16 protein-coding genes are annotated in these 14,779 nt (G+C 68.8%); 11 read left to right on the top strand and 5 right to left on the bottom strand.

Annotated elements, in window-relative coordinates; translation table 11 throughout:
- The first annotated feature begins 134 nt into the window (after window positions 1-134).
- Window positions 135-1,010: a glutathione-dependent disulfide-bond oxidoreductase gene (gene yghU / locus AACH00_RS00460; RefSeq protein WP_341396971.1), complete on the top strand. Its 876-nt coding sequence runs from the start codon at window positions 135-137 to the stop codon at window positions 1,008-1,010.
- A gap of 45 nt (window positions 1,011-1,055) precedes the next feature.
- Here the strand turns inward: yghU and AACH00_RS00465 are convergent, their stop codons facing one another.
- A complete protein-coding gene (locus AACH00_RS00465) occupies window positions 1,056-1,385 on the bottom strand; it encodes a winged helix-turn-helix transcriptional regulator (RefSeq protein ID WP_341397455.1) in 330 nt (109 codons plus the stop codon).
- Window positions 1,386-1,611: 226 nt separating this feature from the next.
- On the opposite strand from AACH00_RS00465, the gene AACH00_RS00470 reads away from it, so the two are divergent.
- Window positions 1,612-2,469, top strand: coding sequence for an SDR family oxidoreductase (locus AACH00_RS00470; protein ID WP_341396972.1), 858 nt, complete (start codon window positions 1,612-1,614; stop codon window positions 2,467-2,469).
- A 17-nt stretch (window positions 2,470-2,486) separates the two neighbouring features.
- Here the strand turns inward: AACH00_RS00470 and AACH00_RS00475 are convergent, their stop codons facing one another.
- Window positions 2,487-3,437, bottom strand: a complete 951-nt coding sequence (locus tag AACH00_RS00475; RefSeq protein WP_341396973.1) for a LysR family transcriptional regulator — start codon at window positions 3,435-3,437, stop codon at window positions 2,487-2,489.
- Between the two features lie 85 nt (window positions 3,438-3,522).
- Between AACH00_RS00475 and speB the strand changes: the two genes are divergently transcribed.
- Window positions 3,523-4,452: an agmatinase gene (speB, locus tag AACH00_RS00480; protein WP_341396974.1), complete on the top strand. Its 930-nt coding sequence runs from the start codon at window positions 3,523-3,525 to the stop codon at window positions 4,450-4,452.
- An 81-nt stretch (window positions 4,453-4,533) separates the two neighbouring features.
- Window positions 4,534-5,679 (top strand): glycerophosphodiester phosphodiesterase family protein, encoded by a 1,146-nt coding sequence (locus AACH00_RS00485; RefSeq protein WP_341396975.1) that lies wholly within the window; start codon window positions 4,534-4,536, stop codon window positions 5,677-5,679.
- Window positions 5,680-5,682: 3 nt separating this feature from the next.
- On the opposite strand, the gene AACH00_RS00490 is transcribed toward AACH00_RS00485, so the two are convergent.
- Both AACH00_RS00490 and AACH00_RS00495 read right to left on the bottom strand, forming a co-directional pair.
- On the bottom strand, window positions 5,683-7,155 hold the full coding sequence (locus AACH00_RS00490; protein WP_341396976.1) for a methyl-accepting chemotaxis protein: 1,473 nt from the start codon (window positions 7,153-7,155) through the stop codon (window positions 5,683-5,685).
- A gap of 84 nt (window positions 7,156-7,239) precedes the next feature.
- Complete coding sequence (locus AACH00_RS00495; RefSeq protein WP_341396977.1) at window positions 7,240-7,425, bottom strand: hypothetical protein; 186 nt, start codon at window positions 7,423-7,425, stop codon at window positions 7,240-7,242.
- Between the two features lie 116 nt (window positions 7,426-7,541).
- Here AACH00_RS00495 and AACH00_RS00500 point away from each other — a divergent pair, with 116 nt between their 5' ends.
- The 7 genes from AACH00_RS00500 to AACH00_RS00530 all read left to right on the top strand — a co-directional run bounded on the left by AACH00_RS00500 (window position 7,542) and on the right by AACH00_RS00530 (window position 13,820).
- Window positions 7,542-8,030 (top strand): NfeD family protein, encoded by a 489-nt coding sequence (locus AACH00_RS00500; protein ID WP_341396978.1) that lies wholly within the window; start codon window positions 7,542-7,544, stop codon window positions 8,028-8,030.
- Between the two features lie 20 nt (window positions 8,031-8,050).
- Complete coding sequence (locus AACH00_RS00505; protein ID WP_341396979.1) at window positions 8,051-8,968, top strand: SPFH domain-containing protein; 918 nt, start codon at window positions 8,051-8,053, stop codon at window positions 8,966-8,968.
- 30 nt (window positions 8,969-8,998) lie between these two features.
- On the top strand, window positions 8,999-9,418 hold the full coding sequence (locus AACH00_RS00510) for a DUF2237 family protein (RefSeq protein ID WP_341396980.1): 420 nt from the start codon (window positions 8,999-9,001) through the stop codon (window positions 9,416-9,418).
- 17 nt (window positions 9,419-9,435) lie between these two features.
- Complete coding sequence (locus tag AACH00_RS00515; RefSeq protein WP_341396981.1) at window positions 9,436-11,052, top strand: flavin monoamine oxidase family protein; 1,617 nt, start codon at window positions 9,436-9,438, stop codon at window positions 11,050-11,052.
- A complete protein-coding gene (locus AACH00_RS00520) occupies window positions 11,049-11,501 on the top strand; it encodes a c-type cytochrome (RefSeq protein WP_341396982.1) in 453 nt (150 codons plus the stop codon). The genes AACH00_RS00515 and AACH00_RS00520 overlap by 4 nt, the downstream gene beginning before the upstream one ends.
- A gap of 32 nt (window positions 11,502-11,533) precedes the next feature.
- Window positions 11,534-12,064, top strand: a complete 531-nt coding sequence (locus AACH00_RS00525; protein WP_341396983.1) for a RidA family protein — start codon at window positions 11,534-11,536, stop codon at window positions 12,062-12,064.
- Between the two features lie 154 nt (window positions 12,065-12,218).
- The gene (locus AACH00_RS00530; protein WP_341396984.1) at window positions 12,219-13,820 is read left to right on the top strand and encodes a methyl-accepting chemotaxis protein; all 1,602 of its coding nucleotides are present in this window, start codon (window positions 12,219-12,221) and stop codon (window positions 13,818-13,820) included.
- 20 nt (window positions 13,821-13,840) lie between these two features.
- Here the strand turns inward: AACH00_RS00530 and AACH00_RS00535 are convergent, their stop codons facing one another.
- The gene (locus tag AACH00_RS00535) at window positions 13,841-14,746 is read right to left on the bottom strand and encodes a LysR substrate-binding domain-containing protein (protein ID WP_341396985.1); all 906 of its coding nucleotides are present in this window, start codon (window positions 14,744-14,746) and stop codon (window positions 13,841-13,843) included.
- Window positions 14,747-14,779: the final 33 nt, after the last annotated feature.

A 14,779-nucleotide genomic window follows, 5' to 3' on the forward strand; every position in this document is an offset into this window, starting at 1 on the left:
CGTTATCGGTGCATTGGCGACCGCCGGGCACCCAAGGGCCGCCACATGCCCCCGCAATGGCAGCCAACTTGTGCATCGACTACGCTTGACGCCTGAACTTGCTTCGCCAACCTCACCTGCCCAACGAGCCCACCATGAGCGACACGCCTGACACCTACACCCCGCCCAAAGTCTGGACCTGGAACAAGGGCAACGGCGGCCAGTTCGCCAGCATCAACCGCCCGGTGGCCGGCGCCACCCACGAGAAAGACCTGCCCGTTGGCCAGCACCCGCTGCAGCTGTATTCGCTGGCCACGCCCAACGGCGTGAAGGTGACGGTGATGCTCGAAGAGCTGCTGGCCCTGGGCCACGCGGGCGCCGAGTACGACGCCTGGCTGATCCGCATCAATGAAGGCACGCAGTTCGGCAGCGGCTTCGTGGCCGTCAACCCGAACTCGAAGATCCCGGCGCTGCTCGACACCAGCACGGCCACGCCGACGCGCGTGTTCGAGTCCGGCGCCATCCTGCTGTACCTCGCGGAAAAGTTCGGCGCCTTGCTGCCGTCTGATCCAGCCCAGCGCGCGGAATGCCTGTCGTGGCTTTTCTGGCAGATGGGCAGTGCGCCTTACCTCGGCGGCGGCTTCGGCCACTTCTACGTGTATGCGCCGGTGAAGATCGAATACGCCATCGACCGCTTCACGATGGAGGTCAAGCGCCAGCTGGACGTGCTGAACCAGCGCCTGGCCCAGCACCGTTTCCTGTCAGGCGACGACTACACCATCGCCGACATCGCCAACTGGGGCTGGTACGGCCAGGTGGTGCGCGGCCAGCTGTACGAGGCCGCAGAGTTCCTGCAGGTGCACGAGTACCCGCATGTGCAACGCTGGGCGAACGAGATTGCGGCGCGGCCGGCGGTGGTGCGCGGTCGCATGGTCAACCGCGCGTGGGGGCCGCTGGAAGAGCAGCTGCACGAGCGCCATGACGCCTCTGACTTCGAGCTGCGCATGCAGGACAAGCTCAACCCGGCCTGACAAACGAGCCGTGGGGGGCCGCCGGGCCTGAGGCCTCCTTGTGCCTCAGGCCTCGGTGGTTTCGCGCCCGGTGAGGATGCGCGGCAGATTGCCTTCGATCCAGTCGACCAGCTCGGCCACCTGACGCGCGGCTTCTTCGCCCATCCGCGTCAGCGAATACTCGACATGCGGCGGTACCACCGGGTGGGCCGTGCGCCGCACGAAGCCGTCAGCCTCCAGGGTTTGCAGCGTCTGCGCCAGCATCTTTTCGCTGACGCCGTCGATCTTGCGACGCAGCTCGCTGAAGCGGTGCGTGCCGCCCAGCAGCAACGCCACCAGCACCAGCACACCCCAGCGGCTGGTGAGGTGCTGCAGCACCTCGCGCGACGGGCACATCGCTGAAAACACCTCGCCGCGGCGTGCGGTGTGCAGCGGCTGCTCGGCCGGGGGCGCCGATGAGGAGCCCGCCTTGACCGGCTGGTCTTGCGCGCTGCGGGTACGGGCGTGAGCGCGTGGTGATGTGGCCATGGGTACTTACCTTTTTGTGCGTACTTACGAAAAGTAAGCGCCATCGGTATTCTGCCTGCATCAACCACTTTTTGCAGCTCGCTGCCCCATCACCATGATCGCCATCACCGGAGCCACTGGCCAATTGGGCCGCCTCGTCATCCACGCCCTGCTCAAGCGCGTGCCGGCCCAGCACATCATTGCCGCCGTGCGCACCCCCGCCAAGGCACAAGACCTGGCCGCCCTCGGCGTGCAGGTTCGCCAGGCCGATTACACCCGCCCGGACACCCTGGACAACGCCTTCCACGGCGCCACCAAGGTGCTGCTGATTTCGTCCAGCGAAGTGGGCCAACGCGTGCCGCAGCACCAGGCCGTGATCGAGGCCGCTGCCCGCGCCAAGGTGCAGTTGCTGGCCTACACCAGCCTGCTGCGCGCCAGCACCTCGCCGCTGGGCCTGGCAGCTGAGCATGTGGCGACCGAAGCGCTGCTGGCAGCCTCCGGCGTGCCCTTCGTGCTGCTGCGCAACGGCTGGTACACCGAGAACTACCTGGCCTCGGTCGCCCCTGCGCTGGCACATGGCGCCCTGATTGGCAGCGCAGGCGCGGGCCGCATCGCCTCAGCCACGCGCGCTGATTACGCCGAAGCAGCCGCCGCCGTGCTCACGGCCGAGGCCCCGCAAGCCGGGCTGGTGCATGAGCTGGCCGGTGACACGTCCTACACGCTGGCCGAGTTCGCGGCCGAGCTGTCGAGCCAGTCGGGCCGCGCGGTGGTGTACCAGGATTTGCCGCAAGCCGCCTACCAGGGCGCGCTGCAGCAAGCCGGTCTGCCGGAAGGCTTCGCCGCGCTGCTGGCGGATTCGGACGTCGGTGCCGCCCAGGGCGGGCTGTTTGATGACAGCCACACGCTGAGCCGTCTGATCGGCCGCGCCACCACGCCGCTGTCGGTGGCGATGGCACAAGCGCTGAAGGCCTGACGCCAGCAGCGAAGCGCTCAGCCCGCCGTGCGGGTGAGCGCGCGCAGCAGCTGCCGCACTGGCGCGTCCACCTTGCCTTGCCGGCAGGTGAGCACGATGTCTTGGCAGTGGCTGAAGCGCGTCGGCTGCACCCGGCGCAGCGGGCCCCAGGCCGCGCGGCCGGCCACCAGGTGGTCGGGCAGGAAGCCGGCAAAGCAGCCGGTGGCCACCAGCACCGCCACGCCTTCGAGGCTGTCGGCCTGGGTGCGGCTGGCGGCCAGGCCGGCCAGCTCGGGGTGGGGCAGGTCGGCCGAGTAGGGGTCGCAGACCCACGCGGCCTGCTGCAGCTCGGCGTCGCTCAAGGCGGCGTCAGGTTTGCGAAACCACGGGTGCCCCTTGGCCACATACAGGCTGTTGGGTTCGCTGTAGATCACATGCTGAGCCAGCCCGGCCGCAGGCGAGCGGGCCGCCACCACGCCGGCGTCCAGCGCGCCCGTCAACACGCGGCGCTCGATGTCGATCGGCCGCAGCGTCTGTACCTGCACGTCCAGGCCCGGCAGCGCGGCCACGCACGCACGCAGGGCCTCCGTCAGCGGGGCCGACATCAAGGCATCCACAAGGCCCAGCCGCAGCAGCGGCCCGGGTGGCCGGGCGATGCGCGCCACATCGGCGCGGAAGGCGCCCAGCGCATCAAACAGCCGGGTGGTGATGGCGTGCAGTTCCTGCCCGGCGGGCGTGAGCGCAAAGCCGCTGCGGCCGCGCTTTGCCAGCGGGGCGCCCACGCGCGATTCCAGCTCCTTGAACTGCCGGCTGATGGTGGAGAGATCGGTGCGCAGCTCGGCGGTGGCCGCCGACAGCCCGCCTGCGCTCACCACCACACTGAACACCTGCAGCAGGCGCAACTCTGCGTCGCTGGCGGTGGCCAGGTGGCGCACGGCATCGCTGGCAAACAGGGTCCGGCGATCAAGTGAACTTGCAGGCGTGGTCATTGCAATGGCGTGGTGTGACGGCTAGCCTTCAGCGGCATCGGGCGTCTGGATTGTCAGGCACGCCCGCCCAGCCCTGGAGCCCGCCGTGACCGACTTTGCCTTCCGTTCCGATTCGCACTTCCTGAAGGTGGGCGCGCCCGCCGCCACGCCGCGGCCCTACGGCCTGGCCGGTGTGGCCTGGGACAGCTCGACCACCAACCGCCCGGGCGCGCGCTTCGGCCCCCGCGCCATCCGCGAAGCCAGCCACATGCTGTGCGACGGCATCCACCCCTTGTTCAACACCACGCCGGTCGGCCACCTCGACGACCTGGGTGACCTGGCCCTGCCCAATACCAGCCTGGAGCGCATGCGCGCCGAGATGGCGCGGCAGCTGCCGGCCCTGCTGGCGCAGCGCCACATGGTGTGGCTGGGCGGTGATCACTCCATCACCCTGCCCATCCTGCGCGCACTGAAGGCGCAACTCGGCCGCCCGCTGGCCGTGTTCCATGTGGATGCGCATTGCGACACCTGGGAAGACCACTTCGGTGAGCCCAGCGGCCACGGCACCTGGGTGTACGAGGCCATCCAGGAAGGCCTGGTGGTGAATGAATGCTTCACGCAGGTGGGCATCCGTTCCGCCGGTGAGCGGGAGGCCCGCGAATACGTGCGCGACCAAGGCGGGCAGATCTTCACCGCCCGTGACCTGCGCGGCCTGGAAAGCCCCGCGCAGCTGGCCGGCGTGATGGCCAGCGTGCGTGAGCGCCTGGCTGCGCACGGCAACCCGCCGATCTACCTCAGCCTCGACATCGACGGTCTGGACCCGGCGTTTGCACCCGGCACCGGCACGCCCGAGCCTGGTGGCCTGAGTTCGGCCGCATTGCTGACGCTGGTGGAAGAACTGGCCGACCTGCCCTGGGTGGGCATGGACTGCGTGGAAGTGGCACCTGCGTATGACCATGCCGAGCTGACCTCGAGCGCCGCGGCCACGCTGGTCTGGACTTACCTCGCAGGACGCGTGGCACAACATAGGGGGTGAGCCCGGGGGGTGTCACGCAGGTTTCACGGGCGGTGGCGAACATGCGCTTTTGCATATTCCAAGAACGCTTCGGAGAACACCATGCGCACACCCCGTTTTGCCCTGGCCGCCATTGGCGCCGCCGCCCTGATCACCGTGCTGGCCGCTTGCGGTGGCAGTGACAACAAGTACCAGACCCTGAACGGCGAAGCGCCGCTCGTCATCGGCCACCGCGGTGCCTCGGGCACGCTGCCGGAGCACACGCTGGAAGGCTATCAACTGGCCATCGACCAGGGCGCCGACATCATCGAGCCCGACCTGGTGCTGACCTCTGACGGCGAGATGATCGTGCGCCACGAGCCGATGCTCGACAGCACCACCGACGTGGCCACCAAGTTCCCGGCCAGCCGCATGGCCACGCGCATGGTGGACGGCGTGTCGACCACCGCCTATTTCGCCAGCGATTTCACCCTGGCTGAAATCAAGACGCTGCGTGCCGTGCAGGCGCGCGCCAACCGCTCGCAGGCCTACAACGGCCTGTACGGCATCCCGACGCTGGCCGAAGTCATCACGCTGGCCAAGAACGCCAGCCTGAAGACGGGCCGCACGATCGGCATCTACCCGGAAGTGAAGCACTCCACCTTCCATGCCGGCCTGTTCGGCGCCAACGTGTTCGAGAACAAGCTGGTGGCCATGCTGCACCTGGCTTACGGCAACACCGTCACCGCGCCGGTGTTCATCCAGTCGTTTGAAGTGAGCAACCTGCAGTACCTGCACACCAAGACGGCCATCCGTCTGGTGCAGCTGATCGATGCGGACGACGTCAATGCCGACGGCAGCATGTCGCTGGTCGCCCCGTACCGCCAGCCGTATGACTTCGTCGTCAAGGGCGATACCCGCACCTTCGCAGACCTGCTCACCGGCACCGGCCTGGACTTCGTCAAGACCTATGCCTACGCCGTCGGTCCGTGGAAGCCATACCTGTTGAAGACGGTGGATGACGGCGTGGAGCGTACCGGCGACACCACCCTGACCATCAACGACCGCCGCGTCGCGGGCAGCACCGGCGTGATCGAGGCAGCGCACCAGCGTGGCCTGGCCGTGCACACCTGGACCTTCCGTGACGACGCCAGCGGCTACGGCTTCAAGGACCCGAAGGCAGAGATGACCTACTACATGAACATGGGCATTGACGGCGTGTTCACCGACTTCCCCGCCACCGGCGTGGCAGCCCGCAACGGCCTGTGAAGCTCAAGTGTCCACGCTGTTCGCCGGCGTGGACAACTCGAAGCGGTTCACCACCGCATTGAGCTGAACGGCCTGCCGCTGCAAGCTCTCCGCTGCAGCGGCACTCTCTTCCACCAGCGCGGCGTTCTGCTGGGTGCCACTGTCGAGCTGGCGCACGGCACTGTCCACCGCGCTGATGTCCCGGGTCTGGTGCCGGGTGGCATTCGAGATGTGGCCGATCAGCGTGCTCATCCGCTGCACCTGCGCCACGATCTCCGTCATGCAGGCGCTGGCACCCCCCGCCAGCTCGGTGCCGATGCGCACCTGCGTCGCCTCCTCGTCGATCAGCTGCCGGATCTCCAGTGCGGCCTCCGCCGTGCGGCGCGCCAGTGAGCGCACCTCGCTGGCCACCACCGAGAACCCGCGGCCATGCTCGCCCGCATGTGCGGCTTCCACGGCGGCATTCAGGGCCAGCACATTGCTCTGGAAGGCCAGCCCGTCAACCACGGCATTGATGGCACCGATGCGCGCGGCGGCCTCGGCCACCGCTGCCATGCGCGTGACCACGGCCTGCATGGCATCGCCGCCATGCACGGCGACTTCGGCGGCGGTGCGCACGAGGTTGTCGGCGTGGTCGGCGTTGTCAGCCGTCAGCTGCACCTGTCCGGCCAGGGCCGACATGGCTGCGGCGGTGGCCTGCAGGTTGCCGGCCTGGCGCTCGGTGCGCTGGCTCAGATCCTGGTTGCCCATGGCGATGTCGCGGGCGGCGTCTTCCACCGACCGGGCCGCCACGCGCACCTCCTGCAGCGCGGCATCGATCTTGAGCAGCGCGCCCTTCAACATTCGCGCCACCGGGCCCGTGGCGGCTGCCTGCGTCATGTCCAGGCACAGCGCATGGCGGCCATCCACGGCATGCACGATGGCCGTCAGCTCGGCGCTTTCGATCGCGGCGCGCTGCAGCTGCCTAACCATCACCAGCTCGACCCCGGTCTGCACCACCACGTACACCGCGTGGGTCAGCGTCACCGCCAGGTCGGCCTGCGGCGTGCAATAAACCGGCAGGCCCAGCGCCTGCAGCCGGTCAAACAGCACGTGGTGCACCGCGAACAGCACGGCGGCCAGCAGGATCGGCGTGTGGCTGCGATAGACCATCAGCACTGCCAGCAGCACGAAGACGCCGAAGTGCATCTCGATGTCGCCGCGCGCCAGGTGGATGTGCACCACCACCATCAGCACATGGCTCACCGTCAGCACGGTCTGGCTGAGCCGGCTGCCGCGGGCCAGCAGCACGGCCAGGGCGGCAATGGGCAGCAGGAAGGCCGCCAGGCCCAGCGGCACGGCCACATTCACCGAGTCATGCAGCAGGCTCAGCAACAGCGCGACCACGCCACTGCCGCACAACGCCCAGAGCAGCCAGCCGTCGGCCTCGCGGTTCACGTCCTGCAGTGCGGCCGGGCCGTTGGCGCCGGCCGGGTGTGCCATGGCGATAGAAACCATCTCGATGCTCCGCTACGAAGGAGATCGGGTTTCTAGGTGAAAGCCGCTGTCCCGGCGCCGCAGCGCGGGACATGCTGGCCGGGGCTACACGGCCGTGTCGCGATCTGCCTGGTCCTGGGCGCGGCGCGCTTGTTCCGCGTCGCTGAGGCCGCCGGGCGGCGTGGGCGGCACCATGCGGTCGCCGTCCCATTGCTGGCCGCACCAGCAGTGGCCGTCAGGGTCGATCAGGCACGCGCCGGTGCCGCAGTTGCGAGGGTCGGTGTCGCTCATGGGCGGGGAACTCCGTGGGGCGTTGGCAAGGCTGGAAAAGCGTGTGGGCAAGTCACGACGAGATCGTTGCGCCGGCCTACACTGCCGTTCACAGAATACACAAGGAGGCCGCACACATGGCATGGAATGAACCCGTCCTCTGGTGGGCGTTGGCCGGGGTGCTGGTGGTGGTGGAACTGCTCACCGGCACCTTTTACCTGCTGATGCTGGCGCTGGGCGCCGCAGCGGCCGCCGTGGCCGCGCACCTGGGCCTGAGCGGCACGCATCAGGTGCTGGCCTTTGCCGCGGTGGGCGGCGGTGCGGTGGCCGTGTGGCACTGGCGCCGGGCGCAGTCGCCGCGCAGCGCGCCGGCCGACAGCAACCGCGATGTGCACCTGGACATCGGCGAGCGTGTGACCGTGGAGGCTTGGGCGCCTGACGGCACCGCGCGCGTCAACTACCGCGGCTCGCAGTGGTCGGCCCGGCTGGCGCCCGGTGCCGCCGCCCCGGCGCCCGGGCCGCACCGGGTGCAGGCGCTCGACGCCAACTGGCTGGTGCTGGTGGCCGACACGGCGACCAGCAAAGCCTGCGCAACTGCATCCGCAACCGCCTCTGCCCATTCCTGATTCATCACCCCGAGCACCTTATGGAAATCGCAATCATCCTGGCGATCATCGCCATCGTCTTCGTGGTCCGCACGGTCAAGATCGTCCCGCAACAGCATGCGTGGGTGGTGGAGCGGCTGGGCAAGTACGACCGCACGCTCACCCCGGGCCTCAAGTTCGTCGTGCCCTTCATCGAGCGCGTGGCCTACCAGCACTCGCTCAAGGAAGTGCCGATGGATGTGCCCAGCCAGGTCTGCATCACGCGTGACAACACCCAGCTGCAGGTCGACGGCATCATCTACTTCCAGGTGACCGACCCGATGCGCGCGAGCTACGGCTCCAGCAACTACGAGTTCGCCATCACCCAGCTGGCACAGACGCTGCTGCGTTCGGTCATCGGCAAGATGGAGCTCGACAAGACCTTTGAAGAGCGCGACCAGATCAATGGCGCGGTGGTGAGCGCGCTGGACGAAGCTGCCGCCAACTGGGGCGTGAAGGTGCTGCGCTACGAGATCAAGGACCTGACGCCGCCCGCGGAAATCCTGCGCTCGATGCAGGCCCAGATCACCGCCGAGCGCGAGAAGCGCGCGCTGATCGCCGCCAGTGAAGGCCGCAAGCAGGAGCAGATCAACATCGCCACCGGCGAGCGCGAAGCCTTCATCGCCCGCTCGGAGGGCCAGCGCCAGGCCGAGATCAACAACGCCCAGGGCCAGGCCGCGGCCATCATCGCCGTGGCCGATGCGACCGCCGATGCCATCCGCAAGGTCGCCGAGGCCATCCAGCAGCCGGGCGGTGAACAAGCCGTGCAGCTGAAGGTCGCCGAGAAGGCCGTCGAGGCCTATGCCCAGCTCGCCCAGAAGAACAACACCATGATCGTGCCGGGCAACATGAGCGAGGTCTCGGCGCTGATCGGCACGGCCATGACGCTGCTCAAGGCGCCGGCGGCCCGCCAGCCCTGAGCTTCCACCGCGCCCTCCCCGGAGTACCCCATGAGCCACGACCCCTCTGACGACAGCAGCCACGATGGCCATGACGATGTGCCCGAGGCCCTGAACGTGCTTGGCACGCCGCTGGTGCCTTGCTCATACGACCCGCTGACCGGGTACTTCCGCGACGGCTGTTGCAATACCCGCGCCGATGACCTAGGCACGCATGTGGTGTGTGCCCGCGTGACGGCCGACTTCCTGGCGTACTCGCTCAAGCGTGGCAATGACCTCGTCACGCCGCGCCCGGAATACCGCTTCCGAGGCCTGCAACCCGGTGACCGCTGGTGTCTGTGTGCGCTGCGCTGGAAAGAGGCGCTGCAGGCCGGCGTGGCCCCGCCGGTGGTGCTGGAATGCACCCACCAGGCCGCGCTGCAGCATGTGACGCTGGCGCAGCTGGAGGCGCACGCACTGGGTTCGGCGTGAGCAGGGTGCCGAAGGCGATGAAGACGATGAACGTGCGTGGGGCTGGCATGCCCACGCGGCGCAGCTGGCTGCTGCACATCGGCGCGCGGGCCGGCGCCGGGATGATGCTGCAGGCGATGGGCGCGCTGGCACTGGCCACGCCCTCGGGGTTTCAGGCGCCGCAACGCCTGCAGGGGGCGCCGCGGGGCGCGCGCGTGCTGGTGCTGGGCGCCGGCATGGCGGGCCTGGTGGCGGCGCATGAGCTGCGCGCGGCGGGCTACCAGGTTCAGGTGCTGGAGTACAACCAGCGCGCCGGTGGCCGCAGCTGGACGCTGCGACCCGGCGACGTGCACACCGAGCTCGGTGGCGTCACGCAGCAATGCCGCTGGGCGCCGGGCCAGTATTTCAACCCCGGCCCCTGGCGCATCCCCCACCACCACCATGCGCTGCTGCATTACGCCCAGCTGTTCAAGGTGCCGCTGGAGCCGTTTGTCCAGGTCAACCACAACGCCTACCTGCATGCCCGCGGGGCCTTTGGCGGCCAGCCGCTGCGCTACCGCGAGGTGATGGCCGACTTCCATGGCGAGCTGGCCGAGTTGCTGGATCGCCTGGCGCCGGCCGCCGCCCTTGACCAGCCGCTCGACGGCATCGACCGCGAGCGTTTGAGAGCCGCCCTGCGCGCCTGGGGTGCGCTGGATGGCGAAGGACGCTACCGCAGCAACCCGGGGCGCGGTGATCGCCGTGGCTGGGCCGTGCCACCCGGTGGTGGCCGCATGTCCGTTGAGCAACCGTCCACGGCCTTGCCCACCGACGCACTGTGGCAATCCGGCCTGTGGGAATACCTGGCCGATGACCAGTCGATCGAACACCAGACCACCCTGCTGCAACCGGTGGGTGGCATGGACCGCATCGCCCAGGCCCTGTACGCCAGCCTCAAGCCGCTGGTGCGCCTGGGGGCCCGCGTGCAGGCCGTGCAGCAGGACGAGCGCGGCGTACGTGCGGTGTGGACCGACACCCGCACCGGCACCACGCACACATCAACGGCGGATGCCTGCGTCTGTACGCTGCCGCTGTCCATCCTGGGCCAGCTCGATGTGCAGGTGCAGCCGGCGATGCGCGCCGCGATCGAGGCCGTGCCCTATGCGTCCGCCGTGAAGGTGGGGCTGCAGTTCAAGCGCCGCTTCTGGGAGCAGGACGAGGCGATCTACGGCGGCATCTCGCACACCGACATGGCGATTGGCCAGATCGGCTACCCCAGCCATGGCCTCGGCTCACACGGGCCGGGCGTGTTGCTGGGCGCGTATGTGTGGGGACCGAACGCCTTCACGATGACCGGCATGAGCCCGGCGCAGCGGGTGGAGGTGGCACTGGCCCAAGGGGCGGTGCTGCACCCGGCTTACCGCAAGGAATTCGAGGTGGGCATGAGCGTGGCCTGGCACCGCGTACCGTTCACGCTGGGCTGTTTTGGCCAGTGGTCGAACGACGCGCGGGCCCGCCATTACGAGGCCCTGACCGCCATCGACGGCCGGCTGGTGCTGGCGGGTGAACATGCCTCTCGCCTGCCGGCCTGGCAGGAAGGGGCGGTGCTGTCTGCGCTGGACGCCACGAGCCGCCTGCATGCGCATCTGCGGGCCACGATGAAGGGGGCGGCATGACGCATGCAGTGAACCGGTACCGCGCAATCCCGGCCGCAGTGTTGGCCGTGGTTTTGACCGCGGTGTTGACCGCGGTGTTGACGCTTGCGCCAACGCCCGCCAGCGCAGCCACCGATGTGCCCACCACCGCCTTGTCGCGCGGCTGGGTGTTTGATGCCCGCGACGGCGCCGCGCTGTACGTGGCCGCCTGTCAGGGCTGCCACATGGCCGACGGCCGCGGTGCGCAGGGCGCCGGCCGCTACCCGGCCCTGCTGGGCAACCCGCGGCTGGTGGCCGCACCTTACGTGGTGCGCATGGTGCTGCACGGCAACCGCGCCATGCCGGCACTGGGCCGCATGATGGATGACGCGCAGGTGGCCGCCGTGGCCACGTTTGTGCAGCGGCGCTGGGGCGGGCTCGATGTGCCCGCCATCACGCCCGCGGAAGTGGCCGCACAGCGCCAACCCTGAACGCAGCCACCCCTTTTCAACATCGATTGGAGATGACGATGTCGCAACACCGCCCCTTCTTCCGTCTGGCCACTGCGCGCGCCGCATCGGCCTTGTGCGCAGCCCTGCTGCTGCCCGCCTGCGCGCTGGCCCAGGACGTGATCCGCCACCGCATCCCGGGCTCTGATTTCCCCATCGCCCGCGCCGTGGAAGTGCCCGCCGGCAAGACCATGGTGCACCTCAGCGGCGCAGGCCCGGTGTGGCTGGATCGCAGCTTGCCGGCCACCTCGCCGGCGGCTTATGGCAACACTCGCGCACAAACCGTGAGCACGCTCAAGGCCATCGAAGCCACGCTGACTGATCTGAAGCTGGGCATGGGCGATGTGGTGCGCATGCAGGTGTTTCTGGTAGGTGATCCGGCGCTGAACGGCGAGATGGACTTCGCTGGTTTCATGGCCGGCTACCGCGAGTTTTTCGGCACGTCGGCGCAGCCGAACCTGCCGGTGCGCTCGACCATGAAAGTGGCGGGCCTGGCCAATACCGGCTGGCTGGTCGAGATCGAGGTCAGCGCCGTGCGCCCTTGAAAGGTGCATGCAACTGCGCCGTTTAACACCGCTTCATCAAAGGCTCCCCGCAGGCGGGCGTTGCCTACATTGATCGCTCCATCGAACACCGTCGCCACTGCGCTGATCAACCTCCCGAGAGAGGGCGCGCAGGCCGACGCATCAGGGAGTGACCATGTTCATGCTTTTTGTGCGCAACCGATCCATCGGGGCGCGACTTGCAGTTGGTTTTGCGTTGGTGATTGCCGCGGGGATCGTGGCCTCGATGCTGGTGTACGGCAGCCTGGAGCGCATACGCGCCGAGGTGAGTCTGCTGGCCCATGACCGGCTGTCGCAGGTGCTGATCATCCAGCAGATCAAGGAAAACGCAGACACCGCGGCGTTGGCGGTGCGCAACATCGCCCTGCTCACCGTGGTGGAACAGCAGGAGGCCGAGAAGAAGCAGATCGCTGCCATCCGCGAAGACAACGTCCGGCTGAACAAGCAGCTCGAAGGTTTCGAGCAGGATGCCCGCAGCACGCTGCTGATCCAGCAATCGGTGCAGACGCGTGGTGCCTACCGCGAGGCCGTGAACAAGGCGATCGACTTCGGCATGACCGGCGATTCGGCGGCCGCGTCGGTCTACATCACCCAGACCCTGGCGCCCAAGCAGGCGGCCTATTTCAAGGCACTGGACGCCCTGTCTGATCACATCACCGGGCAGATGCATGAGGCGGCCACGCGGGTAGAGGAGCGCGCCGCCACCGCCAACCAGGTGATGCTGGGCCTGGCGCTCGGCGCCGCCCTGCTGGGCACGATCGTGGCCTGGCTGGTGACGCAATCGATCACCGCGCCGCTGGCCGATGCCGTGAACTGGGCCCGGCGCATTCGCGACGGCGACCTCAGCCGGCATGTGGCCGTGATGGGCAAGGACGAAACCGCGCAGCTGTTGACGGCGATGGACGAAATGCAGACGGCGCTGGAAGGGCTGGTGGCCGTGGCCCGCCGCAATGCCGACAACGTGGCCACGGCCAGCATGCAGATTGCCACCGGCAACCATGACCTGAGCCAGCGCACCGAGCAGCAGGCCAGCGCGCTGGAGCAGACCTCCGCGACCATGGACGAGCTGGGCCACACCGTGCGGGCCAATGCCGAACATGCGCGCACTGCAGCGCAGCTGGCAGGCGAAGCCGCCGAGGTGGCGTTGCGCGGCGGCAAGGTGGTGGCCGACGTGGTCGACACCATGCACGGCATCCATGCGTCGTCCAGCAAGATCGCCGACATCATCGGCGTGATCGATGGCATTGCCTTCCAGACCAACATCCTGGCGCTGAATGCGGCGGTGGAAGCCGCGCGGGCGGGTGAGCAGGGCCGCGGTTTTGCCGTGGTGGCGTCCGAGGTGCGCAGCCTGGCAGGGCGGTCGTCCGAGGCTGCCAGAGAGATTCGTCAGCTCATCCTGGCCAGCGTCGAGCGCATGGACCAGGGCAGCGCGCTGGTCGATGAAGCAGGCCACACCATGCAGAGCATCGTGACGGCGATCGGGCGCGTCAGCGGCATCGTCAAGGACATCAGCCAGGCCAATGCCGAGCAGGACCACCGGGTGCACGAGGTGACGGAAGCCGTGAGCCAGATCGACACCGCCACGCAGCAGAACGCCGCCTTGGTGGAAGAAGCTGCTGCGGCGGCGGAGAGCCTGCGGCAGCAGTCGCGTGCGCTGGTGACGGCCGTCTCGGCCTTCCGGCTGGCGGGTGATGCTGAGCCCTCGGGCGGAGTGCCCAGGTTGGCCATGGCGGCGTGAGGCCTGGGCCGCGCAGCCACTCAAGACGCCTGTGCCTCGGCCATCAACCACGCGCGAAAGCTGGCCAGCGCCGGTGAGTCAGCCCGGCCTTCAGGCGTGATGAGCGCCACCGTGCGCGGGGCGCTGGCAGCGCTTTGGCACAGCTCCACCAGCTGACCGGCAGTCAGCTCGTCCTGCACCAGCAACCTCGGCAGCAGCGCCACGCCCTGGCCTTGCACGGCGGCAGCGGCCAGCATCGAAAACAACTCATAGCGCGGCCCGGCCACGGCGGCTTCGGCCGCATGGCCGTGCGCGTCGAACCAGTCGCGCCAGGCCTCGGGTCGGGTGCTGGCCTGCAGCAGCGGCAGTGCGGCCACCTCCGCCGCCGTGAGCGCCTTGCGGCGCGCCGGCAGCCAGCTGGGCGCACCCACCACGATCATCTCTTCTGGCAGCAGCGCGGCCCGCCGGGTGCCGGGCCAGCGCATCAGCTCTTCAGGCGTGCCGGCCGCCACGGCGGCGTCGAACGGCGTTTCCGCGAACAGGAAGGGGCGGGTGCGGATGTCGATGTGCAGCACCAGCTCCGGGTGGGCGGCGCGCAGGGCCGGCAGACGCGGCATCAGCCAGCGGCTGGCGAAGGTGGGCACGGTGGCCAGGTGCACGGCACCGCCCTGGCCCTGGTTGGCCATGGCATCGAGCGTGTGGCGTTCCAGCGTGTCGAGCTGCTGGCGCACCTGCCGGGCATAGGCGCTGCCGGCCGGCGTGAGGGCCACGCCATGCCGCGTGCGCCGGAACAGCGCCAGGCCCAGAAAGCGCTCCAGCGCGGCGATCTGGCGTGAGACGGCGCCCTGCGTCATGGCCAGTTCTTCAGCGGCGCGGGTGTAGCTGTCGTGCCGCGCGGCGGCATCAAAGCAGCTCAGGGCCTGCAGGGAAGGGATGTTTCGACGCATGACATGCCAAACGCGGTGTGACTGTGGCGTGCA

Source organism: Ideonella margarita (assembly GCF_038066635.1).
Lineage (GTDB): Bacteria > Pseudomonadota > Gammaproteobacteria > Burkholderiales > Burkholderiaceae_C > Ideonella > Ideonella margarita.

Coding starts and splice junctions, on each gene's coding strand:
- yghU (WP_341396971.1), top strand. CDS start 135: ATGAGCGACACGCCTGACACCTACACCCCGCCCAAAGTCTGGACCTGG.
- AACH00_RS00465 (WP_341397455.1), bottom strand. CDS start 1,385: ATGTGCCCGTCGCGCGAGGTGCTGCAGCACCTCACCAGCCGCTGGGGT.
- AACH00_RS00470 (WP_341396972.1), top strand. CDS start 1,612: ATGATCGCCATCACCGGAGCCACTGGCCAATTGGGCCGCCTCGTCATC.
- AACH00_RS00475 (WP_341396973.1), bottom strand. CDS start 3,437: ATGACCACGCCTGCAAGTTCACTTGATCGCCGGACCCTGTTTGCCAGC.
- AACH00_RS00485 (WP_341396975.1), top strand. CDS start 4,534: ATGCGCACACCCCGTTTTGCCCTGGCCGCCATTGGCGCCGCCGCCCTG.
- AACH00_RS00490 (WP_341396976.1), bottom strand. CDS start 7,155: ATGGTTTCTATCGCCATGGCACACCCGGCCGGCGCCAACGGCCCGGCC.
- AACH00_RS00495 (WP_341396977.1), bottom strand. CDS start 7,425: ATGAGCGACACCGACCCTCGCAACTGCGGCACCGGCGCGTGCCTGATC.
- AACH00_RS00500 (WP_341396978.1), top strand. CDS start 7,542: ATGGCATGGAATGAACCCGTCCTCTGGTGGGCGTTGGCCGGGGTGCTG.
- AACH00_RS00505 (WP_341396979.1), top strand. CDS start 8,051: ATGGAAATCGCAATCATCCTGGCGATCATCGCCATCGTCTTCGTGGTC.
- AACH00_RS00510 (WP_341396980.1), top strand. CDS start 8,999: ATGAGCCACGACCCCTCTGACGACAGCAGCCACGATGGCCATGACGAT.
- AACH00_RS00515 (WP_341396981.1), top strand. CDS start 9,436: ATGAAGACGATGAACGTGCGTGGGGCTGGCATGCCCACGCGGCGCAGC.
- AACH00_RS00520 (WP_341396982.1), top strand. CDS start 11,049: ATGACGCATGCAGTGAACCGGTACCGCGCAATCCCGGCCGCAGTGTTG.
- AACH00_RS00525 (WP_341396983.1), top strand. CDS start 11,534: ATGACGATGTCGCAACACCGCCCCTTCTTCCGTCTGGCCACTGCGCGC.
- AACH00_RS00530 (WP_341396984.1), top strand. CDS start 12,219: ATGTTCATGCTTTTTGTGCGCAACCGATCCATCGGGGCGCGACTTGCA.
- AACH00_RS00535 (WP_341396985.1), bottom strand. CDS start 14,746: ATGCGTCGAAACATCCCTTCCCTGCAGGCCCTGAGCTGCTTTGATGCC.